General features: G+C 64.5%; 21 protein-coding genes and 1 tRNA gene. 9 read left to right on the top strand and 13 right to left on the bottom strand.

From position 1 onward, the window contains the following. Both IC761_RS04295 and IC761_RS04290 read right to left on the bottom strand, forming a co-directional pair. Positions 1–2328, bottom strand: coding sequence for a TonB-dependent siderophore receptor (locus IC761_RS04295; protein ID WP_195802057.1), 2328 nt, complete (start codon positions 2326–2328; stop codon positions 1–3). A gap of 213 nt (positions 2329–2541) precedes the next feature. After that, complete coding sequence (locus IC761_RS04290) at positions 2542–3426, bottom strand: dihydrodipicolinate synthase family protein (RefSeq protein WP_195802056.1); 885 nt, start codon at positions 3424–3426, stop codon at positions 2542–2544. A 148-nt stretch (positions 3427–3574) separates the two neighbouring features. Here IC761_RS04290 and IC761_RS04285 point away from each other — a divergent pair, with 148 nt between their 5' ends. Both IC761_RS04285 and IC761_RS04280 read left to right on the top strand, forming a co-directional pair. Further along, a complete protein-coding gene (locus IC761_RS04285; protein WP_195802055.1) occupies positions 3575–4987 on the top strand; it encodes an FAD-binding oxidoreductase in 1413 nt (470 codons plus the stop codon). A gap of 6 nt (positions 4988–4993) precedes the next feature. After that, positions 4994–5659: a GntR family transcriptional regulator gene (locus tag IC761_RS04280; RefSeq protein WP_195802054.1), complete on the top strand. Its 666-nt coding sequence runs from the start codon at positions 4994–4996 to the stop codon at positions 5657–5659. A 6-nt stretch (positions 5660–5665) separates the two neighbouring features. Here IC761_RS04280 and IC761_RS04275 read toward each other — a convergent pair whose 3' ends face one another. Beyond that, positions 5666–5830, bottom strand: a complete 165-nt coding sequence (locus tag IC761_RS04275; RefSeq protein WP_195802053.1) for a hypothetical protein — start codon at positions 5828–5830, stop codon at positions 5666–5668. A gap of 87 nt (positions 5831–5917) precedes the next feature. After that, the gene (locus IC761_RS04270) at positions 5918–6103 is read right to left on the bottom strand and encodes a hypothetical protein (protein WP_195804898.1); all 186 of its coding nucleotides are present in this window, start codon (positions 6101–6103) and stop codon (positions 5918–5920) included. A 161-nt stretch (positions 6104–6264) separates the two neighbouring features. Between IC761_RS04270 and IC761_RS04265 the strand changes: the two genes are divergently transcribed. Beyond that, complete coding sequence (locus tag IC761_RS04265; protein ID WP_195802052.1) at positions 6265–8286, top strand: YgiQ family radical SAM protein; 2022 nt, start codon at positions 6265–6267, stop codon at positions 8284–8286. Between the two features lie 18 nt (positions 8287–8304). Here the strand turns inward: IC761_RS04265 and IC761_RS04260 are convergent, their stop codons facing one another. The 3 genes from IC761_RS04260 to IC761_RS04250 form a co-directional block, all read right to left on the bottom strand. Then, a complete protein-coding gene (locus IC761_RS04260; protein WP_195802051.1) occupies positions 8305–8598 on the bottom strand; it encodes an antibiotic biosynthesis monooxygenase family protein in 294 nt (97 codons plus the stop codon). Positions 8599–8819: 221 nt separating this feature from the next. Then, the gene (locus tag IC761_RS04255) at positions 8820–9068 is read right to left on the bottom strand and encodes a type II toxin-antitoxin system Phd/YefM family antitoxin (RefSeq protein WP_195802050.1); all 249 of its coding nucleotides are present in this window, start codon (positions 9066–9068) and stop codon (positions 8820–8822) included. Continuing rightward, positions 9065–9358, bottom strand: a complete 294-nt coding sequence (locus IC761_RS04250; protein ID WP_195802049.1) for a type II toxin-antitoxin system RelE family toxin — start codon at positions 9356–9358, stop codon at positions 9065–9067. Before IC761_RS04250 ends, IC761_RS04255 begins: the two co-directional genes overlap by 4 nt. An 83-nt stretch (positions 9359–9441) precedes the next feature. Here IC761_RS04250 and IC761_RS04245 point away from each other — a divergent pair, with 83 nt between their 5' ends. From IC761_RS04245 to IC761_RS04235, 3 genes are all read left to right on the top strand, one after another. Next, positions 9442–10464, top strand: a complete 1023-nt coding sequence (locus tag IC761_RS04245; RefSeq protein ID WP_195802048.1) for an LLM class flavin-dependent oxidoreductase — start codon at positions 9442–9444, stop codon at positions 10462–10464. Between the two features lie 187 nt (positions 10465–10651). After that, complete coding sequence (locus IC761_RS36135) at positions 10652–10741, top strand: type II toxin-antitoxin system RelE/ParE family toxin (protein WP_368367089.1); 90 nt, start codon at positions 10652–10654, stop codon at positions 10739–10741. A gap of 66 nt (positions 10742–10807) precedes the next feature. Next, on the top strand, positions 10808–11089 hold the full coding sequence (locus IC761_RS04235) for a helix-turn-helix domain-containing protein (protein WP_195802047.1): 282 nt from the start codon (positions 10808–10810) through the stop codon (positions 11087–11089). A 39-nt stretch (positions 11090–11128) separates the two neighbouring features. On the opposite strand, the gene IC761_RS04230 is transcribed toward IC761_RS04235, so the two are convergent. After that, complete coding sequence (locus IC761_RS04230) at positions 11129–11557, bottom strand: hypothetical protein (RefSeq protein ID WP_195802046.1); 429 nt, start codon at positions 11555–11557, stop codon at positions 11129–11131. A 317-nt stretch (positions 11558–11874) separates the two neighbouring features. Here IC761_RS04230 and IC761_RS04225 point away from each other — a divergent pair, with 317 nt between their 5' ends. Continuing rightward, positions 11875–12273, top strand: coding sequence for a VOC family protein (locus IC761_RS04225; RefSeq protein WP_195802045.1), 399 nt, complete (start codon positions 11875–11877; stop codon positions 12271–12273). Between the two features lie 18 nt (positions 12274–12291). On the opposite strand, the gene IC761_RS04220 is transcribed toward IC761_RS04225, so the two are convergent. Both IC761_RS04220 and IC761_RS04215 read right to left on the bottom strand, forming a co-directional pair. Further along, a complete protein-coding gene (locus IC761_RS04220; protein ID WP_195802044.1) occupies positions 12292–13611 on the bottom strand; it encodes an aminotransferase class V-fold PLP-dependent enzyme in 1320 nt (439 codons plus the stop codon). A 334-nt stretch (positions 13612–13945) separates the two neighbouring features. Beyond that, entirely contained in the window at positions 13946–14542 is a 597-nt protein-coding gene (locus IC761_RS04215; protein ID WP_195802043.1) for a TetR/AcrR family transcriptional regulator, read from the bottom strand. A gap of 88 nt (positions 14543–14630) precedes the next feature. On the opposite strand from IC761_RS04215, the gene IC761_RS04210 reads away from it, so the two are divergent. Together IC761_RS04210 and IC761_RS04205 are read left to right on the top strand one after the other, a co-directional pair. Continuing rightward, positions 14631–15941 (top strand): MFS transporter, encoded by a 1311-nt coding sequence (locus IC761_RS04210; protein WP_210338515.1) that lies wholly within the window; start codon positions 14631–14633, stop codon positions 15939–15941. A 239-nt stretch (positions 15942–16180) separates the two neighbouring features. Next, entirely contained in the window at positions 16181–17752 is a 1572-nt protein-coding gene (locus IC761_RS04205) for a winged helix-turn-helix domain-containing tetratricopeptide repeat protein (protein WP_195802041.1), read from the top strand. A 144-nt stretch (positions 17753–17896) separates the two neighbouring features. Here the strand turns inward: IC761_RS04205 and IC761_RS04200 are convergent, their stop codons facing one another. The 3 genes from IC761_RS04200 to IC761_RS04190 form a co-directional block, all read right to left on the bottom strand. Further along, on the bottom strand, positions 17897–19690 hold the full coding sequence (locus IC761_RS04200; protein ID WP_195802040.1) for an adenylate/guanylate cyclase domain-containing protein: 1794 nt from the start codon (positions 19688–19690) through the stop codon (positions 17897–17899). Between the two features lie 141 nt (positions 19691–19831). Next, positions 19832–19908: transfer RNA gene (locus tag IC761_RS04195), tRNA-Arg, on the bottom strand. 168 nt (positions 19909–20076) lie between these two features. Continuing rightward, on the bottom strand, positions 20077–21546 hold the full coding sequence (locus IC761_RS04190) for an ATP-binding protein (protein ID WP_195802039.1): 1470 nt from the start codon (positions 21544–21546) through the stop codon (positions 20077–20079). Positions 21547–21790 lie beyond the last annotated feature (244 nt).

Below are 21790 nucleotides of genomic sequence, written 5' to 3'. Positions count from 1 at the left end.
CTAGAACTTCACCGTCGCCGACAGGGAGATGCGCCGGCCATCACCGATCGCGACGGCCAACGGGCTTCCGGTGGTGGACGTATAATAGAGCTTGTCGAACAGGTTCTTGACATTGAACTGGTAGGTCACCGGCACCTGGTCGACCTTGGTGTCGTAGGTCGCAAAGATGTCCGCGACGGTATAGGCCGGCATGAAGAACGTGTTGGCGGAGTCGCCCGGCCGGTCGCCGACATAATGCGCGCCGCCGCCGAGCCGCAGACGTCCCGGGAGCCGGTCGCCGAAATCGTAGACCAGATAGAGCGAGGCCGTGTTCATCGCGGCGTTCAACAGCTTGGCGTTCCCGACGACGGGGTCGTTGATCAGGCGCGCGTCGGTATAGCCGTAGCTACCGATCATGCTCCATTCATCCGTCAGCCTGCCGGTGACGTCCAACTCAACGCCACGCGACCGCGCGGCACCAGATGCGCGCCCGGTCAACTTGTTGTTGCCGAGGTCATCCAGCACTAGCACGTTCTTCTTCTGGATGTCGTAGACCGCCAGCGTGCCCGACAACCGCTTGTTGACATCGAACTTCAGGCCGGTCTCCCACTGCGTGCCTTCCTCGGGCGCGATGGCAGAGTCGACGACGAAGCCGCTGGTGAAGGCGGCAATCGTCGAGGTCGGCTTCAGCGACTGCGTATAGCTCACGTAATAGGAGAGCTCGTCGCTCAGCTTGACGATGACGCCACCGAGCGGCAGCACCTTGTCGCCCGACAGATTGGTGTTGGTGATGAAGATGGGCCGACCCTTGCCGGCGAGCTGCTCGTATTGCATCCAGCGCACGCCGCCAACCACGGACAGCCAGTTGGTCAGATGGAACGTGTCCTGGGCGAAGAAGCCGCGGGTGCCGAGCTTGTCGGTCTGCTCGCTGTCAGTTGCCGAAACGGTCGCACCCGGAATGACCAATCCGTAGACCGGATTATAGAAGTTGAAGCTCGGCGTCGCCTGACGGATCAGGTCGTGACGATCGATCGTGCGATACAGCGCCTCGCCTCCGAACAGGGTCTCGTTGCGGAAGCCGCCGACCCAGACATCACCCTGCATATAGGAGGTGCCGTAGCTGGCGTTGCTCAGCGAATTCTGGGTACCGTCGTTGCTGCGGGTCTCGACGCCGGTCGCGGCGTTGACGCCGGTGATGCGGAGCTGGTTGGCGCTGTAGGTCTCGGTGTTGTAGCTGTAGGCCGCCGTGACCTTCCAATTGTCGTTGAGCTTCTGCTCGATCGAGCCCTGCACCAGGTCGGAAGTGCCCCACATGTTGTTGAAGGGCTCGTCGAGCCGACGCGTCTTCGGGATCGCGAGCGGCGCGCCGTTGACGAAGGCGGTGCCGCGGTCGAACGGATAGATGAACTCGCGGTGCTCATAGGTGAGCTGGACCGTCGTCGTCTCGCCGTACCAGGCGAGCGACGGGTTCACCAGCATTTCGCGGTGACGGCCGAAATTGCGCCAATAGTCCTCGCTGACGCCGTAGCCGATGAAACGATAGGCGAGGCCGCCATCGCCGATCGGACCGGTGACGTCGAGCGTACCGTCAGCACCGTTGCGGTTGTTGGCATAGGTCGAGCCGAGCAGCGTGACCGAACCGTGCTGGTAGAGCTCGGGGCGCTTGCTGATGGTGTTGACGATGCCGCCGGGATCCATGATGCCGTAGAGCAGCGAGGCCGGTCCTTTCAGCACCTCGACGCTGTCGACAGCGGCGTTCAGGCTGCGGCCCTGCACCAGCGGCATGCCGTTGCGCATGATCGAGCCGTCGCGATTGTCGCCGAAGCCGCGGCGGATCACCGCATCCTGGGTGCCGGCGAGCGTATTGGTCTGGGTGATGCCGCTGATGTTGACCAGCGCGTCGTCGATGTTGCGCGGCAGCTGGTCCTTCAGGACCTGCGCAGGCACGACGTTGACGGACTGTGATGTGTCGAGCGGCGAGGCGCCCGAGCGCAACGTCGTCGCGCTCGGCATCGCGCGATAGCCGAGCTTTGCCGCCTGTTGGGCTACGGCTTCAGCCGCCGCGCGTTCCGACGGCGTCGGGGCCGCCGTGGCCGCAGTATTCTGCTGGCGTTGGCGTGCAGCCGCCTGCGTGCGCCGCTGCGATGATCCCGACGCCCGCGCCGGTTTCGGCCGCTGCGCCGGCGCATCCACCGTCACCGGCGGCAGCGCCGATGGCATCTGCGCGATCGTGCTGTTGAAGGGGCTTTCGGCGAGCAGCACGGCTGCGCCGAGGAGAAGACCTGCACGGCTCTTGCCGACACGAGAACGATGGCCGCTGACGCGCTGGCCATCCACGGGGGCACGCACTTTCGATTCACTTCCAAGTCAGACGCTGCATTGATGCTGGCGCATCTAGCAGCCGCCAGGAGTGAAGAGAACCGCAAGCGGGCTTGAATTGCTCTAGTGTTGAATCGTTCTAAGCGCGGACCCACAAACAACGGCAATCAACGATTGACGCCGCGAAGATTGCGACACGCTGCACGCGAATTCGCGGCAACGTGTCGCAGCAGCGCTGAGACTTCAAGCGATCACGGGGCTCATCAATTCGTCGAGCTTCAGCTTGAGCGCAGTGCCATCAGACAAGGCGCGCAGCGGCGGCCGCACGCGCAACCAGCTGGCGTCACCCGTCCGCGCCGCGAGAATGGCCTTCAGCGTCGCGAGGAAGGAAGGCGACTTCACCACGATGTCGACCGCGGCCTGCATGCGCGCTTCGACATCCTTGCCGTCGATCATGGCCTTGACCAGTTCCGGCGCGATGTTGGCCATGCCGCAGATGGTGCCGGCGCCGCCTGCGGCGATCGCACGCGCAATGTCGGCCTCGTTGCCGACGGTGATGGCGAGCTCGGGCGCGGCGGCGCGGAACGCCAAAAACTGCTTGAAGTCGCCGCTGGAGTCTTTCAATCCCGCGACTGTCTTGCCGTAGCGCTTGCGCAAGCTCGAGGCGACATTGGTCGGGATCGCGACGCCCGAGATCTGCGGAATGTGATAGAGGTAGGCGCGCAGGCGATCGTCGGCGACGCCGTCGAGGATCGCAGCGAACGCGTCCTCGATGCCCTCGGGCGTGACGCTGCGGTCAAAGTAGGGCGGCAGCACCAAGACGTGGTGCAGGCCCAGGCCCAACACCGCGCGCGTGAGCGCGATGCTGTCGCTGACGGCGGGAAAGCCGCCGCCGATGCCGATGCGCTCCGCAGCAACGTCGGCTTTAAGCAGCGCTTCGATAGTCGCAAGGCGTTCGGCCACGTTGAAGGAGGTGCCCTCGCCGGTGGTGCCGAACAGCACGACGCCGTCGACACCCTTGCTGAAGAGCTTCTTGGCGTGGGCAGCGAGCTTCGCGGAATCCACGCTGCCGTCCGGGGTCAGCGGTGTCGCCGATGCCACCCAGAACCCGCGAATTGCCTCCGTCATGACACCACCCATTGTTGCGGCTTCCCGAATAAGCCATTGACCCATAACGATCTTCTGGGCCAATTGAACTCCTGTTTTTGCTTTACTTTTTGTGTTGTACCTTACATACAAGACTGATGCAATTCCCTCGCTAAGCAAGAGGTCTCACATGGACATGGTGACCCCCGCCGGAGATCCCGACCGATTGCTCGGGCGCTTGCGCGACAAGCTCGGCGCGGCCGCGGTGCTGACCGGCTCTGACGTGCCGGCACGCAATGGCAACGACTGGAGCGCGAGCCTGCCGCAGACGCCGCGCGCGGTGATCCGTCCGCTCGATGCGCAAGGTGTTGCCGAGGCGATCGCAACCTGCCGACAGGCGCGGATCCCGTTCGTGCCGCAGGGCGGCTTGACCGGGCTCTGCCGCGGCGCCTCGCCGGACGCAGGCTGGGTCGCGATCTCGCTCGAGCGCATGAGCGGCATCGAGGAGATCGATCGCGCGTCGGCGACGATGACGGTAAAGGCCGGCACGCCGCTCGAGACGATTCAAAAAGCTGCCGACGAGGCCGGCTTCTTCTTTCCGCTCGATCTCGGCTCGCGCGGCTCCTGCGCGATCGGCGGCAACCTCTCCACCAATGCCGGCGGCAATCGCGTGATCCGCTATGGCATGACGCGCGAGCTGGTGCTCGGCCTGGAGGTGGTGCTGCCCGATGGCACCATCATCACCAATCTGAACAAGCTGATGAAGAACAACGCGGGCTACGATCTGAAGCACCTCTTCATCGGCTCGGAAGGTACGCTCGGCATCATCACCCGCGTGGTGCTGCGGTTGTTTCCAAAGCCGCGCTCGACCATGGCCGCGCTCTGCGCGCTGAAGGACTATGACGCGGTGATCGCGCTGCTCGATGCCGCACGCAGCGGCCTCGGCCCGCTGCTCTCGGCGTTCGAGGTGATGTGGCCGGATTATTGGGACGTGATCACGACGCGCGCCGGCGTGAAGCCGCCGGTGGCCGCAGGCGACAGCCTCTACGTGCTGGTCGAGGCGCAGGGCACCGACGAGAGCCTCGATGCGCCGCGTTTCCAGGCCTGGCTCGAAGAATTGATGGAGCGCGGGCTGCTGGTCGACGCCGCCGTGGCGCAGTCGCTGGCGCAGACGCAAAGCTTCTGGAGCGTGCGCGACATCTGCGCCGAGTTCGGCCAGGTGCTGGGGCCGCACATCTCCTACGACATCGGCCTCGCGGTGGCGCGGATGGACGATTTCGTCACGCGATGCAAGGCTGCGCTCGCCTCCGGCATCAAGGGATGCGAGAGCGTCTATTACGGCCATATCGGCGACGGCAATCTGCATCTGGTCTCCTGGGTCACGGGCCTCGCTGTCGAGCAGCAGCCGAAAGAGGAGATGGACGCGATCATCTACGGCCTCGTCCGCGAGATGGGCGGCAGTGTGTCCGCCGAGCACGGCATCGGCACGCTGAAGAAGAAGTGGCTGGGCCACGCCCGCAGCGAGGCCGAGATCGCACTGATGCGGACGCTGAAGGCGGCGCTCGATCCCGACCATCTGCTCAATCCCGGCAAGGTGATCTGAGAGCCCATGCGATCGCTCAAGCTCGAGACGCCGAAATCGCTGTCGCAGCGGGTGATGCTGCGGCTGCGCCAGGCCATCATCGACGGAGAGTTCGCGCTGGGGGCTGCGATCTCCGAGGAAATGGTCGCGAACTCGTTCGGCGTCAGCCGCACGCCGGTGCGCGAGGCGATGGGGCAGTTGCAGGCGCAGGGGCTCGTGGTGATCAGGCCGCAGGTCGGCAGTTTTGTCTTCACCCCGAGCGCGGACGACATCACTGCGCTTTGCACCTTCAGGATCGCGCTCGAGCCCAAGGCGGCCGAGCTCGCCTTTCGCCACGATCGCGACGGCGCTGTCGCGACGATGAGCGATGCGATCGCCGCGATGGAGCCGGCGGTCAGCGACCGGGACAACATCGCCTATGGCCGCGCCGATGCCGCCTTTCACGAGGCGCTGTTCACCCATTGCGGCAATCGCTATCTCGCCGAATCCTACCAGCTGGTCTCGGGGCGTGTCGCGGCGCTCCGCACCAATTTGACCTCGCCGATCGACGTGCGCACCCGCACGTCCTTCGACGAGCACCGCAAGCTGCTCGATCTGTTCGCGCGCGGCGAGTTCGCCGCCTTCGAGGCGCTGATGACGACGCACATCACCAATTCGGGTGTGGTCTATGCGCGCGCGATCAAGGCCGACTGAGCGCTGCTAGCGCGCGTCCTTCGACCCGGGCCTGTCCAGAAAGTCCAGCGCGGTGTTGATCTGCTCGAGCTGGTGCTCGATCCTGTCGCGCTCCTCGACCGATTGCGTCCTCTCGAGCTGCTCGACCAGCTTCTGCTTCCGGGTGAGCAAATTCTCTATGACCGTACTCACAAGTCCCCCATCGCCGAGGCGAGCGCGAGCCAGGCTCGCTGCGAACCTATATTCAGAATGTTCGCGACGGCGGATGGTTCCTGCGGCTCAACGCGTCGCAGCGATCCTTGGGAACGCCACCGGCTCGACATGGGTGCGGGAGACGGAGACCGAGAACACCGCCAGCAGCATGCAGAGCATGGCGAGCCTCATCCGCACCGTCCGGCGATCGGTGGCCGGCAGAAACAGGAAAAATATCATCACCAGGATCAGCAACAGGTCGACCAGGATCATGGATCTCTCCCTCAATACGGGTGAGAGGATGACATGACAGGCAGCGGGCCGTATGTGGACTGCGTCACAGACCGGCCGGGGTGCCGAACGGCCCCGGAACCGCAATCTTTCACGCGCCCGTCGGTTGTATTCGGGGGCGCGGAGTCCTATGCGTAGGCCCCATGGACACCCAAATCATCGCAGCCGAAAAGCCCCTGATGGCCCAGGCCCGGCCGCGCAAGCCGGCGCCGTTCCTTCCCATGAGCCGCGCCGAGATGGACACGCTCGGTTGGGACGCCTGCGACATCGTGCTGGTGACGGGCGATGCCTATGTCGACCATCCGAGCTTCGGCATGGCGATCATCGGCCGGCTGCTGGAGGCGCAGGGTTTTCGGGTCGGCATCATCGCCCAGCCGGACTGGCACTCGGCTGAGCCGTTCAGGGCGCTGGGCAAGCCAAAGGTGTTTTTCGGCGTCACCGGCGGCAACATGGATTCCATGGTGAACCGCTACACCGCCGACCGCCGCCTGCGCCATGATGACGCCTATACGGCCGGCGGCGAAGGCGGCAAGCGGCCGGACCGCTGCACCATCGTCTATGCCCAGCGCTGCCGCGAGGCGTTCAAGGATGTGCCGATCGTGCTCGGCGGCATCGAGGCCTCGCTGCGCCGGATCGCGCATTACGATTACTGGTCCGACAAGGTGCGCCGCTCGGTGCTGGCCGACGCCAAAGCGGACCTCTTGCTTTACGGCAATGCCGAGCGCGCCGTGGTCGAGGTGGCGCAGCGGCTCGCAGCGGGAGAGGCCCCGCGCGAGCTCGACGACATCAGAGGCGTCGCACTGTTCCGCCGCGTGCCCGAGGACTATGCGGAGCTGCACGCCGACGATCTCGACTCCGCCGACGAGGGCGCGACACGCCAGAAGGGCGCGACCGTGATCCGTCTGCCGGCGCTGGAGCAGGTCGAGCAGGACAAGGAAGCCTATGCCCGCGCGTCACGCGTGCTGCACCGGGAGAGCAACCCCGGCAATGCGCGGCCGCTGGTGCAGCGTCATGGCGACCGCGATCTCTGGCTCAACCCGCCGCCGATCCCGCTGACCAGCGACGAGATGGACGCGGTCTACGACCTGCCCTATGCGCGCGCGCCGCATCCGTCCTATGGCGAGGCCAAAATCCCCGCCTGGGACATGATCAAGTTCTCGGTCACGATCATGCGCGGCTGCTTTGGCGGCTGCACCTTCTGCTCGATCACCGAGCACGAAGGCCGCATCATCCAGAACCGCTCCGAGGGTTCTATTCTGCGCGAGATCGAAAAGATCCGCGACAAGACGCCGGGCTTCACCGGCGTGATCTCCGACATCGGCGGCCCGACCGCCAACATGTATCGGATGGCGTGCAAGGACCCGAAGGTGGAGGCCGCGTGCCGGCGGCCGTCCTGCGTCTTCCCCGAGATCTGCCCGAATCTCAACACCTCGCATGACGATCTGATCCGGCTCTATCGCAAGGTGCGCGAGACCAAGGGCATCAAGAAGGTGATGGTCGCCTCCGGCGTGCGCTACGACCTCGCGGTCGAGAGCCCCGAATACATCAAGGAGCTCGTCACCCATCACGTCGGCGGCTACCTCAAGATCGCGCCCGAGCATACCGAGCGCGGCCCGCTCGACAAGATGATGAAGCCGGGCATCGGCGCCTATGACAAGTTCAAGCGGATGTTCGATGCGGCGGCTGAGCAGGCCGGCAAGAAATATTACCTGATCCCGTATTTCATCGCGGCGCATCCGGGCACGACCGACGAGGACATGATGAACCTCGCGCTCTGGCTGAAGAAGAACCGCTACCGCGCCGATCAGGTGCAGACCTTCCTGCCCTCGCCGATGGCAACGGCAACCGCGATGTACCACACCGGCGTCAATCCGCTGCGCGGCGTGCGCCACGGCGGCAGCGACAAGGTCGAGGCGATCAAGGGCCTGCGCCAGCGCCGCCTGCACAAGGCGTTCCTGCGCTACCACGACCCTGATAATTGGCCGGTGCTGCGCGAGGCCTTGATCGAGATGGGTCGCCGCGACCTGATCGGCTCGCAACCCCACCAGCTCGTGCCCGCCCACCAGCCGCCCGGCACCGGCAAGGCCGCCGGCACCAGGCGTCCCGTTCGCCCCGGCGGCAAGACGCAGCGGTTCACGACCAAGGGCCTGCGGGTGATGAAGTAAACGCCCGCCGATCGCCCCCTAGAGTTCGAGCACGACCGCCCCCGACACGGCATCCGTGACGCCACGTCCGCCGCCCTGGTCCTCGAGCACGGACCTGAAACTGTCGAGGGTCTTGATCATCGCGGATCGCGCCGCGACCATCGCGTCCTGACTGGACCATGTGCCGATCAGGCAGAAGGTCTGCTCGCCGGTCTTGACGATGACGCCGTGCTCCAGGCCCGGCCATTTGGCCTTGCCGTCGCGATGCGCGTCGAGGAAGGCGGCTTCCTCACCCGGCTTCACCTTGAACCTGACCACGTTGTAAACCGGCATATGCGCCTCCTGAAAATGGATTGATGAAACGGCGAGCGCCGGACCAGGTCCAGCCCCGATATTTTTGCACCCCTCAAACAAAAAAGTCGAAAACAACCCCATGCACAGTAGCGGCATGAGCGGAATCAATGGTTTAGGCGCACTTCCGCGCCCGTTGACCCGTCGGGCAAAACAGGCGCATGGTGACATCATCGGGCCCATGGGGTCGGCACCCCTCGCCGCTACTCGGAATCGATATCCTCGAGCTTCACGCCACGTCCCGCGCGCAGGCTGTTCCGCGCCTGTTCAATGCGTTGCAGGAAGCGAGGATCGCGCTCCAAGCGGTATTCGAACCAGTCCTCCTCCGATTCGAACCCAATCAGCACGCCTGCCGGCTTGCCGTGACGCGTGATGACGATCTCCTGCGTCTCAGCCTCACGGAGGTAGCGGGACAGATCGTCCTTCACCTCGGAGAGGGGGACCTCCTTCACTCCGGACTTCCGAACTGTGCGAGCCATGACTCGGCCTCCGATTTGGCAACGATCGCCAGGATTTCGACGGTCGTGCCGGAAATATCATAGAACACCCGGACATCGTCCACGCGCAGTCTGTATTGAGGCCGACGCACTCCTCGCAACTTCTTGATCCGGCTGCGGCTGATTTTCTCGGGCTCGTGCCTCAAATGCGCTTCTAACGCTGTACGAACTGCTGCCCGAACATGCGCCTTGAAGCGCCTGAGATCTTCCACCGCTTCTGGAGCAAGGATGATATCGAAAGGCATTTTGGCTAGATTATAGCCAAAATTATCGCCTCGTCAAAATCCCAGCGGACTAACCTCTCTCGATCATTCATAGATGAGCCCCCATGAAAAAACTCGGATTCCTGTCCTTCGGACATTGGACACCCTCGCCGCAATCGCAGACCCGCTCGGCTGGCGACACGCTGCTGCAGTCGATCGAGCTTGCGGTGGCGGCCGAGCAGCTCGGCCTCGACGGCGCCTATTACCGCGTCCACCATTTCGCGCGACAGCTGGCCTCGCCCTTTCCGCTGCTCGCCGCCGTCGGCGCCAGGACAAGCACGATCGAGATCGGCACGGCCGTGATCGACATGCGCTACGAGAACCCGCTCTACATGGCGGAGGACGCAGGGAGCGCCGATCTCATCGCCGGCGGGCGGCTCCAGCTCGGCATCAGCCGCGGCTCGCCCGAGCAGGTAATCGATGGCTGGCGCTATTTTGGTTATCGGCCGGCCGAGGGCGAGAGCGACGCCGACATGGGCCGCCGCCACGCGGAAGTGTTTCTCGACATCTTGCGCGGCGAGGGTTTTGCCGAGCCCAATCCGCAGCCGATGTTTCCGAATCCGCCGGGGCTGCTGCGCCTCGAACCGCATGCGGCAGGCCTGCGCGAACGGATCTGGTGGGGCGCCGGCTCGAACGCGACGGCGGTGTGGGCGGCAAAGCACGGCATGAATTTGCAGAGCTCGACGCTGAAGAACGACGAGACCGGCGAGGCTTTTCACGTACAGCAGGCGGCGCAAATCCGCGCTTATCGCGCGGCGTGGAAGGAAGCCGGCCACAGCCGCGAGCCGCGCGTCTCCGTCAGCCGCAGCATCTTCGCGCTGATGGACGATCGCGACCGCGCTTATTTCGGTGGCGAGCGCGGCGGCGAAGACCAGATCGGCTTCATCGACCCGCGCACGCGGGCGATCTTCGGCCGCTCCTATGCGGCAGAACCGGATGTGCTGATCGAACAGCTGCGGCAGGACGAGGCGATTGCCGAGGCGGACACGCTGCTGTTGACGATTCCGAACCAGCTTGGCGTCGCCTATTGCGCACATGCGATCGAGGCGATCCTGACACATGTGGCGCCGGCGCTGGGGTGGCGGTGAGGCGGTACTGCTGTGCGTGTTCGGCCCATTCGCGAGAACCGCTACCCCTCTCAAAGATTTGCGCTGGGCTGGAAAGCCTGGGAGAACCGCACGTCAAGCACCTTGAGGGGAAGCTGTGGGAGTTGCGGCTGACGGGACGTGACGGAATTGCTCGCGCCTCTACGTCACCGCGATCGGCCGAAGAGTCGTGGTCGTACGCGCGTTCATAAAGAAGACGCAAAAGACCCCACGAGCCGAGATCGAGCTCGCGTTACGGAGAGCCGATGAGATCACATGACAATCTCGTTCGAGCAACCGATTGATTTTGTCATGCGCGATTGTGCGCAATTGGAAAGGAAGTCACATGACAATCCCGTTTGAGAAGCTCAAGGCTCGCCTTCTAGCCAACCCAAAGGTCAAGGCCGAGTATAACACCCTCGCGCCAGAATTCGAGATCGCCGCCGAACTGCTCAGGGCTCGCTTGCGGGCAGGCTTCTCACAGTCCGAATTGGCGACCCGAATGGGCACCAGCCAGTCGACGATTGCCCGACTTGAAAGCGGTCAGACGCTGCCGAGCACCAAGACGCTTTTGCGCTATGCCGAGGCTACCGGCAGCAAGTTCCGTGTGCGCCTGTCGGCAGCCTGATTCGATGTTTGCGTACAGCCGTCGGCTCAGGGCCATATCTCACTGTCCCCTGATCTTCTCGAGCCAGGCCACCAAACGCGGATGGCTCGCATACCGGCCCTCGAAGCTTGCCAGTTCCTGCTGAAAGACGGGCAGCGACAGCAGCCTTTCGATATCCGGCTCCCTGATTTTCCAGATCGCCGGCGGAAAGTAGCCGTGCACCTTGAGCTCGTAGAGCTCGAAGATCGAGTGGATGATCTCGTGAACGGCCTGCCGCTCTTGCGCTGTCAGCTCGATGTCGCCGACAGCCTCCCGCTCCAGGAATGCCGTGACCGGAAGGCGGCGCCGCAGGTCCGAGACCCGGTCGGAATATCGCAGGAAGATGTCCGCACCCAGACGCCGGTTGTTGGTGTGGAGCGCGACGTAGATCGCCGTCATGCCGACGATCACCGTCCCGAGCGTCATGAACCTGAGAATATGGTCGAGCACGAATCTGTCTCCTTGCGCGGGGCATCGGAGTGACAGAGATAGACCAGACCGCGGGCCGATAAAATGGGCAGCTGAGGCTCAAGGTGGCGTTCCGCCTGCCGGTGAAGTTCATTGGCGCTCACGCTGAATATGATCGCATCGATCCGGAGACCGTCTCATGGAAGAAAATGATTCGTCCGCTTCGCTCCGAATTCCCGCGGAGGCGCTGATCGCGCCGCCGCAGCCACGAGGACGAAGATCGGCGGCATGAACTGGCCGACGTCATGCTATCCTCGTCCTCCTGACGGCGAGCTTGCCGCCATTCGCCGGGTTGCGCGATGAATCAGCATCTGTCCCTCGTCAGTCTCGTGGTCGCGGACTACGACAAAGCGATCGCCTTCTTCACCCGCGCTCTGAATTTCGAGCTCTGCGAGGACACGCCGCTCGGCGGCGGCAAGCGCTGGGTGGTCGTGCGGCCGCGGGGCCATTCGGGCTCCGGCCTGCTGCTGGCGCGGGCGGACGGTCCGGCGCAGACGGCGCGCATTGGCGACCAGACCGGCGGGCGCGTCTTCCTGTTCCTGGAGACGGATGATTTCGAGCGCGATCATGCGCGCATGATCGCCGCCGGCGTCCGCTTCGTTCGGCCGCCGCGGCAGGAGGCCTATGGCGTCGTGGCGGTGTTCGAGGATCTCTGTGGCAACCGCTCGGACCTGATCCAATCCGTCAAGCGCGGTTGACGCCCGCCTCGCACAGGCTCATCCCGTCTTCGTCCCAGTGACGACGGCCAGCGCCTCGACGAGGCGGTCGAGATCGGCCTCGTCGGTAAAGAGTGCCGGGGTCACACGGATGCATTGGCCCTTGGCGACACCGGCGCGGCGCACCGTCATGACCTTGTGACTGTCCCGGAGCTTCACCACGATCGCCTCGTTGTCGGCCTTGCTGGTCTTGCCGGCGAGACGGAAGGACGTGATCGCGCCATAGGAGCCGACCTCATCCGGCGTCAGGATCTCGAGATCCCTGAAGCCGCGGGCGCGGCTCACCCAGTAGTCGCGCAAATAGCGGAGGCGGGCCTGCTTTGCCGCAGCGCCAATCTGCTGATGCAGCGCCACGGCCATCGGCACCGTCAGCACCGTTGCAAAATTGACCGTGCCGGTATGAACCCGCGAGCGGATATCGGTCTCCGCAAAATCCTCGTCGCCCAGATCGCGATCGATGTCGGCGAGGCGGTCCTTCCTGATGTAGAGGAAGCCCACCCCGATCGGCGCGCCGATCCATTTGTGCAGATTGAAGCCGACGAAATCGGCCTCGAGGTCACCCACGCGAAAATCGATCTGTCCCCAGGAATGCGCCGCATCGACGATGGTGTCGATGCCCCGGGCCTTCGCCATGCGGGCGATCTCGGCGATCGGCATGACGAAGCCAGTGCGATGGCTGACATGGGTCAGCAGGAGAAGTCTCGTCTTCGGGTTCGCCTCGATCGCGCGCGCATAGGCATCGAGCACCGCCTGGCGGGTGGCAGGCTCCGGTATGTCGAACTTGACCACGTCGACGCCGCGGCGCGCCTTGAGCGCGTTCATCGCATATTGCATCGAGTCATAGTCGAGGTCGGCATAGAGCACGCCGTCGCCAGGCTTCAGCCTGTTGTAGCCGCCGATGAGGAGTTGCAGCGCTTCGGTCGCGCCGCGGGTGAGCGCGATCTCGTCGGGCGCAGCACCGACCGCCTCCGCCACTTTGGCGCGCACGGCCTCGAAGTCGGCGCCCGCGCGCTGCCGCGCGTAGAACGTGTTCTGATAATTGATCATGTCGGACTGGCGGATGAACTCGCGCCTCACCGGCTCAGGCATGATGCCCCAATAGCCGTTCTCGAAATTGACGACATCGGGCGTCACGGCATAGAGCCCCTTCACGGCTGCCCAATAGGCCTTGTCGGTGGCGATTGCGGCGGCCGTTCCGGTCGGCTGCGCCGGCAGGCTCTCCGCTGCCAAGGCCGGTGCCGTGAGCGAAGTGACGGCTGCGGCCGCGAGGCCCCTCAGGATCGACCGGCGGTTGGACGAAATTGTCTCAGTCAGATGCATGTCAGCCTCTACGAATGCGCGGCGAAGGGAGCCGCAATCAATAGAGCGCGAATGACAGGGCGGTGACAATTCGATGATGCGGTCTTGCGCGAAGAAGCAAACACCGCGGCCGACGCTGACGCGCGGGATCACCGGCTCACCTTGGAGATCGCCGGAAGAGATGGGCCTGCATGGTTCGAGACGCCCGCTTTGGCGGGCTCCTCACCATGAGGGTCTCATATCTCGCCGCAAAAACGTGACCTCATCCTGAGGGCCCGCCGGAGGCGGGCGTCTCGAAGGATGGCCGCAGGCGAGCTGCACGCCACGCTTTTCGCTTCCGAGATAGCCAAGCCCCTCACCCCGCTTTCACACTCGCATCGATCAGCAGCTTCGCCGTCGCGAGCGCCGACTGCGCCGGGCCGTCTTCCGATTGCTGGCCGGTGACGTAGATGCCTTCGATCAGGAGCAGGAGCGCATCGCCGAGCACGTTCGGCTGCCGCGCGCCCATATTGGCTGCGAGCTCGCGCAGGCGCTTGCGGAAGACCTTCTTGTGCGCTTCGGCGACCTGGCGCGCGGGATTGTCGCGCGAGGGATATTCCACCGCGGCGTTGCTGAGGCCGCAGCCGCGATAGCCCTTCGCTACCGCGCGCGGCGCGAGCTGGCCGATATAGGCGAGCACATGGTCGCGCGCATTGCTGTAGGTCTTGCCGCCGGGGCGCTCGAAATTTTCCCAGAAGCTCAGATCGTAGTCGCGCAAATAGGCCGCGGCGAGATCGTCCTTCGAGGCGAAGCTGCGATAGAGGCTGGGTTTTGTCACGCCGGCGCGGTCCACCACCTCGTCGACGCCGACGGCGCGGATGCCCTCGCGGTAGAACAGTTCGCTGGCAGAGGCGCGGATCCGGTCGGCGGCCCGGAGCGGCGCCTGCGCAGGCATCTCGACTTTCTTCTTCATCGGGCTTCCGTTGCCTCCGATACGGGCTTGACAATGTTACTGACCGGTACGTACTAATACCGCATCGCAATACGTACCGGTAAGTAACATGCCCCCTTCCTCGGTTCAACCTGCCTCCGTTCAATCCTCCCCCGTCTCCCGGCGGCCGTTCGGCCCAAAATACGCTTTCGTGGTCGTTGCCGTGATCTTTCTGGCACTGCTCGCCTCGGCGGGACTGCGCGCGACGCCGGGCGTGCTGATGCTGCCCTTGCAAAAGGCGTTCGGCTGGGACGTCAGCGTGATCTCCTCGTCGGCCGCCGTCGGCATCTTCCTCTATGGCCTCGCGGGCCCGTTCGCCGCGGCCGTGATGCAGCGCGTCGGCATCCGCCGCACGGTGCTGGGCGCGCTGGCGCTGATGTCGGTCTCGACGGCTATGAGCTATTTCATGACCGCGCCGTGGCAATTGTTCATGAGCTGGGGGCTGCTCTCCGGCATCGGCTCGGGCGCGGTCGCCAACGTGCTCGGCGCCACCATCGTCAACCGCTGGTTCACCACCAATCGCGGCCTGGTCATGGGACTTTTGACCGCGAGCACCGCCACCGGCACGCTGATCTTCATGCCGGGCCTGGCATCGCTGGTCGAATATGGCGGCTGGAAGCCGGTGGTGCTGACGGTTGCCGCATGTTGCGCGGCGCTGATCCCGCTGGTGTATTTTCTGGTGCCGGAGCGGCCGGCCTCGATCGGCCTGCGCTCCTATGGCAGCACGCAAGACGATCAGCCCGCGGCGCCTGCGCAGGGCAATCCGTTCGTCGCCGCGATCGGCAACCTGGTCCGCGCGGCGAAGACGCAGACCTTCTGGTTCCTGTTCGCGACCTTCTTCATCTGCGGCTTCACCACCAACGGCCTGGTCGGCACCCATCTGATCGCGTTCTGCGGCGACCATGGGATCTTCGAGGTGCAGGCCGCAAGCCTGCTGGCACTGATGGGCTTCTTCGACCTGTTCGGCACCACGCTGTCGGGCTGGCTCACCGACCGCTTCGATCCGCGCAAGCTCCTGTTCTTCTATTACGGCCTGCGCGGGCTGTCGCTGATCTATCTGCCCTATTCGGACTTCTCGTTCGTCAGCCTGTCGGTGTTCGCGGTGTTCTACGGCCTCGACTGGATCGCCACCGTGCCGCCGACCGTGCGCATCGCCAACGAGGCGTTCGGCGACAAGAACGCGCCGCTGATCTTCGGCTGGGTGGTCGCCGGCCATCAGCTCGGTGCTGCCTGCGCCGCCTTCTTCGCCGGCTTCATGCGCTCGTCGCAGGGCGATTATCTGCAAGCCTTCATGATCGCCGGCGCAACCGGCATCGTCGCAGCCATGCTGTCGCTGATGATCGGCCGGCGGCCGACGCAGCCGGCGCTGGCTGCGGCCTGAGGGGACGACGCGCCGACGGGGTGGTGGTCACCACCGATACGCCATTGTCGCCACCGATGCCGCGACGTGCGGCATCGGTGGTTGGCGTTGCGACCACGCGGGATGAGGTCGCACCTGCTTGATCTCGCGACTGAAATTCGTGGGGGGATGGATGCCCTGCGATCGGGGCGGTTGATATCGGCGCCAGGCTCAGCCGAAAGTCATGGTATCGTTCTGAAAAAGTTCTTAAGCATCCCGCCATGGCCACGCGTTACATCATTGGTCCGTTCCGTCTCGATGCCGATGCCGCGCTGCTGTTTCGCGGCGAGGCGCCGGTCGCGATCGGCCAGCGCGCGGTTGCCGTGCTGCGCGTGCTGCTGGAGCGGCCGGGAAGCCCGGTCTCCAAGGATGTGCTGATCAAATCCGCGTGGGCCGGCCTGATCGTCGAGGAGAGCAATCTTCCGGTTCAGATCGCGGCGCTGCGCCGGGTGTTCGGCGATGAGCCCGGCGGCGAGCGCTGGATCGAGACCATGCCGAAATACGGCTACCGGTTCACAGGTCCGGTGACGCCGGACAACCGGACCTCCACCGCCGCGCCGCCTGCACCGAACGAACCGCCACCGCTTCCGGCCCAGCCCGCCGTCGCGGTGCTGCCGTTCCAGAACATGAGCGACGACCCGAGCCAGGACTATTTCGCCGACGGCGTCGTCGAGGAGATCATCACGACGCTGTCGCGCTTCCGCTCGCTGTTCGTGATCGCGCGCAATTCCAGCTTCACCTACAAGGGCCGCGCCGTCGACATCAAGCAGGTCGGCCGCGAGCTCGGTGTCAGCTTCGTGCTCGAAGGCAGCGTGCGCCGCTCGACCGACCGCGTCCGCATCACGGCGCAGCTGATCGATGCCGCGACCGGCGCACATCTGTGGGCCGACCGGTTCGACGGCGCGCTCGCTGATGTCTTCGACCTCCAGGACCAGATCGCGCGGCAGGTGGTGGGATCGCTGGTGCCGAAGCTCGAGCATTCCGCGATCGAGCGCGCCAAGCGCAAGCCGACGGAGAGCCTCGGCGCCTACGAATATTATCTGCGCGGCACCGCTGCGATCTATCGCTTCACCATCCGCGAGGCCAATATCGAGGCCTTGCAGATGTTCCGCCGAGCGATCGAGCTCGATCCGGACTTCGCTTCCGCCTACGGCATGGCCGCCTATTGCTACGTCAAGGACCGGACCAACCGCTGGCCGACCGACGATCTCGCGCGCGACATCGCCGAGACCGACCGGCTCGCCCGCAACGCCATACGCCTCGGCGGTGACGACGCGCTGGCGCTGGCGACGAGCGCCGGCGCGCTCGCCTATGTCGTGCGCGATCTCGACACCGGTGCGGCGTGCATCGACCAGGCACTTGCCGTCAATCCCAACATGATGTGGGCGTCCTATTTCGCCGGCTTCATCAAGAGCTGGATGGGCGAGCCGGAGGCAGCAGTTGCGCATCTCGCCTATGCGATGCGGCTGAGCCCGGTCGATCCGCTGATGCCGCTGATGCAGGCGGCGATGGCGCATGCGCATTTCTTCGCAGGCCGTTATGGCGAGGCCTCATCCTGGGCAACAACAGCCTTGCGCGGCACGCCGAAACTGCTTCCGGCCTTGCGCATCGGCGCCGCGGCGGATGCGTTCGCCGGGCAACTGGAGCCGGCGCAAAAGTCGGTGGCCCGGCTGCTCCAGATCAATCCGGGCGAGCGCGTGTCGAACCTGGAGGCCATCTACGGCCCCTACCGGCGGCCCGACGATGCGTGGCGGTACGGCGAAGGGCTGCGAAGGGCGGGACTGCCGGAGTGAGCGGGGAACGCCATCGGGCATTCCAGCGTCAGAGTTTTGCGCGCGCGCCATCCCGGCGCCGGCATAGCGTGAGCGTGCCAGCTCTCGGGGACGCATGCTTGCACAGGTCGAAACTTCCAATCCGAGTGTGCCCCATCTCCGACATCACCCCTCTGGTACCTCGGCCGTGTGTAACCCTTTTACGATGCGCTTGGCGCCCGCGAGCCACGCTGGATTGTCGTTTACCGGGGTGCTCCTGAAGCGACGAATGGTGAAGCTTGGATCGAGCGCAAGCCCAGCCTTGGCAGCGGCCCTCGCCTCATTCAGCGAGCCGTGCAGCGCGTATGCAGCGGCTAGCCCGAAATGCGCTATTGGATAGCTTCGGTTAGCCTCGATGCTGCGGTGGAACCAGCTGACTGCTTCAGCGTCCGCCGTGAGCTGCAACTTGGCGAAGCCGATGTGCATCAGCCAGTCGAAGGCATAAATATCGCGAGGAGAGAGGCGAAACGCTTCGTTGACGTGAGCCTCAGTCTCTGCTGCGCGACCCAACCAAAACTTGGCCTTGCCGATATGCGCGTGCGCCCAAGCCAAATTACGATCCAAGGATATCGCTCGTTCGAGCTCGGCTATGCCTTGAGCCGCGCGGCCCGTTGCCGCGAGCAAGACGCCCAAGCCGAAGCGGGCAAAGGCATGGTTCGGAGCGAGGGACAGCACCTTCGCCGCTGCCGCCTCGCCCAACGAAACGTGCGTGGCCCAGTCGTCGGTCACGTAGGATGTTCCTCGTACTCCTTCGACGCACAGGATACCGACCATCGCCTCGATATTTACGGGATCAAGCTCTAACGCCCGTCGAAAAAAAACGTGGGCTTGTGCGAGGAATTCGGGCGTCCACCACCCCTTATTCCACAGCGCTCTGCCTTGAAAATACAAATCCATTGAATTGGGGCGCGGCGAACGCTCCGCTCGTCGGGCCTCAACCTCGATGAGCTGCGCACCCAGTGTGTTGGCAAGCCGCGATACGATTTCGTCTTGCATATCGAACAGTTCGGCGATGAGCTTGTCAAAACGTTCGGCCCATAGGTATGCGCCGGTTTCTGCGTCCACGAGCTGAACGTTGACGCGAAATCGATTGCCGCCACGCTGGACGGAACCTTCCAGTATATAGCGGACTTTGAGGTCGTGGCCGACCTGCTTCCTGTCCACGGCCCTGCCTTTGAAAGTGAACGCCGTATTGCGGGCGATCACAAACAATCCAACGATGCGCGACAAGTCCGTCGTCAGGCTCTCGGTCACACCATCGACGAAGCAATCTTGCTCGGGATCGCCGCTGAGGTTGGCGAAAGGCAGCACGACAATGGAGAGGCGAGGCGGCGGTGGCAGGTTGGGCCTGGAGCTCTCGGCCTGCGTCGCTGCACCAGGTTGATCGCGGACCACTGCGTACGTCCGGACCGGCTGGACGATGTTCTTGAGGTCCTGCTCGCCCAGATCGACGAACTGAGCCTCGATCTTGCCTCGGACGGGATCGTAGGCGGAAGACGAGATACAGATACCCCCGGGTTCTGCGATGCTCTCGAGCCGTGCCGCGATGTTGACGCCATCGCCAAAGATATCATGCGGCTCAACAATCACGTCGCCGACATTGATGCCAACACGGAAGGCGATGCGCCGATCTTCCGCGCCATCGATTGTAAGTTCGTGAATGCGGGTCTGGAACTGTAAAGCAGCGCGGACAGCTTCGACTGCGCTGGGAAACTCCGCCAAGAACCCATCCCCGGTGTTTTTTACAATGCGGCCGCCGTGTTCGGCGATTGCGGGGTGGACAGCGTCCGTCAGGAGCGCCGTCAGCTTGGCATGCGTCGTCTCTTCGTCATGGTTCATGAGCCGCGAATACTTGACCACGTCAGCGGCCAATATCGCAGACAACCTACGCACGAACCGGATTGGCTTCTCTTGCACCATGGCCCGCCATCCAACGTAGACACCATCGTAATTGTACAATGGATCACAGAGGATGCCTATCCGGGGCCACGCCGGCGGGCGCAACGCGTCCTGAGCGCTTGTCGCGGCGCTACTTATCGATCTTCAAATGGCTTATGCGAATGGCGCGCCCGGAACGATTCGAACGTCCGACCCTCAGATTCGTAGTCTGATGCTCTATCCAGCTGAGCTACGGGCGCGTTTTCGCGAAACCGCGGTTGCGGGCATGGCCCGCAAGCATCTCCCGGGGAACCGGGAGGGGTGCGAAAGAGCGCTCTGACTAACCGCTCTTGGCCGGATTGGCAAGGTCCGGATTGGGTAGATTTTGCAGGGAAATGACAGTTTTCCGGTCGGCCGCTGGCCTAACCCTACGCCCTGGCCCGCTCGTTCCGGATGGACAGCAGCTCCACGGGGCGGTCGGGGATGACGATCCGGAAGGTGGCGCCGATGGTGCCTTCGACCAGGTGGATGTCGCCGCCATGGGCGCGGATCAGCTCGGCGGCGATCGCCAGCCCAAGACCGCTGCCGCCGGGGCGGCCGGAGGTCTGGAACGCCTCGAACAGGTGCTCGCGGGTTCGTTGCGGGATGCCCGGGCCGGTGTCGGAGACCTCCAGCACGGCAACCGCGCCTTCGCGTTTTCCCGTGATCCTGATCTGCTGCGGGCCGCCGTCACCGGAGGAATGACTCTCGAGCGCCTGCGCGGCGTTGCGGACGAGGTTGAGCAGCACGCGGAACAGATGGTCGGGATCGGCATCGACCGCGAGCCCGCGCTCGATCGCGGCGACCCACATGATCGAAGCGTCGCTGGCAAGGCCTGCGGTCTCGCGCACCTCGAGCACGACGGGCTCGATCAGCAGCATGCGCCGGTCGGGCGCGGCCTCCTGGGCGCGGCCGTAAGACAACGTCGACTGGCAGAAGGCGATGGCGCGCTCGAGCGAGCGCACGAGCTTTGGCGCAAAACGCTGCACCCGCGGATCCGGCACGCTGGCGAGCTGGTCCGACAGCAATTGCGCCGAGGCCAGCAGGTTGCGCAGGTCGTGGTTGATCTTGGAGACGGCAAGGCCGAGCGCGGCGAGCCGGCTCTTCTGATTCAGCATCGACATCAGGTCGCGCTGCATGTCGGACAGCTCGCGCTCGGCGACCCCGATCTCGTCGCTGCGCTGGCTCGGCACGATGATGCGCGCCGAACTTTCGGGGTTTTCGTGGAAGCCGACCAGGCTCGCGGTCAGCCGCCGCATCGGCCGCACGAACAGGTAATGCAGCGCGAGATAGACGAGGCCCGCGGTCAGGACGCCGATGATCAGCGCCACCACCACGACGTTGCGGGAGAAGCGGTACATCGCCTGCCGCAGCGGCAATTCGTCGGTGACGATCTCGACGAACTGGGCGTTGCCGACGCCGGGGCCGACGATGCGGATCGGCTGGTTGCCGGTCTCCAGCATCATCTGGAACGAGCCCGTGATCGCCTCCCACACGGTCATGTCGCGCAAATCGACGTCATGCTCGATTGCGGACGGCAGATTGTCGCTGGCGAGCAGCCGGCGCTGCTGGCCCATCTTGATCGCGACCGCGCGGGCATTGATGCTTTTGAGGATCTGCCGCGACAGCGAATCGGGAACCATGCCGAGCGGCGCCGCGTCGAGCACCAGCGCCGCAGTGTTGGCCGCCGCGACACGGTCGTTCAGCCGGTTGACCCAGAAGTTCGCGATCGCCGGCACGTAAAGCAGGATGGCCGCGATCATCACCAGGGGAACGGTCAGCAGCAACAGCTTGCCGGACAGGCCGAGCCCACCCGGTCCGCGGGACCGCGTCACCGGCTGGTCCAGGTCTTGATCCAAACTCTGATCCAAACCTTGGGTCGGCTGGAGGTCTGTCGCCACGAGATTCGCCCCTGCTGGCCTTGGCTGGTGGAGGATGCGACCCGCCCCGGGGGACGGTCAAATTACGGATCGCTAATCTGCCAAGGTGGGATGTAAGCGTTGATCCGGCGAGTCGCCACCTCAAGGGTTAAAAACCCCGCCGAAACAGTGATATTCACCGCAACTGTGCGGTCCTGCGGCGTTGACGAAAACAAGACGCTCC

Source organism: Bradyrhizobium commune (assembly GCF_015624505.1).
Lineage (GTDB): Bacteria > Pseudomonadota > Alphaproteobacteria > Rhizobiales > Xanthobacteraceae > Bradyrhizobium > Bradyrhizobium commune.
Note: the sequence above shows the minus strand (reverse complement) of the source record. Positions and strands in the feature narration are given on the sequence as shown.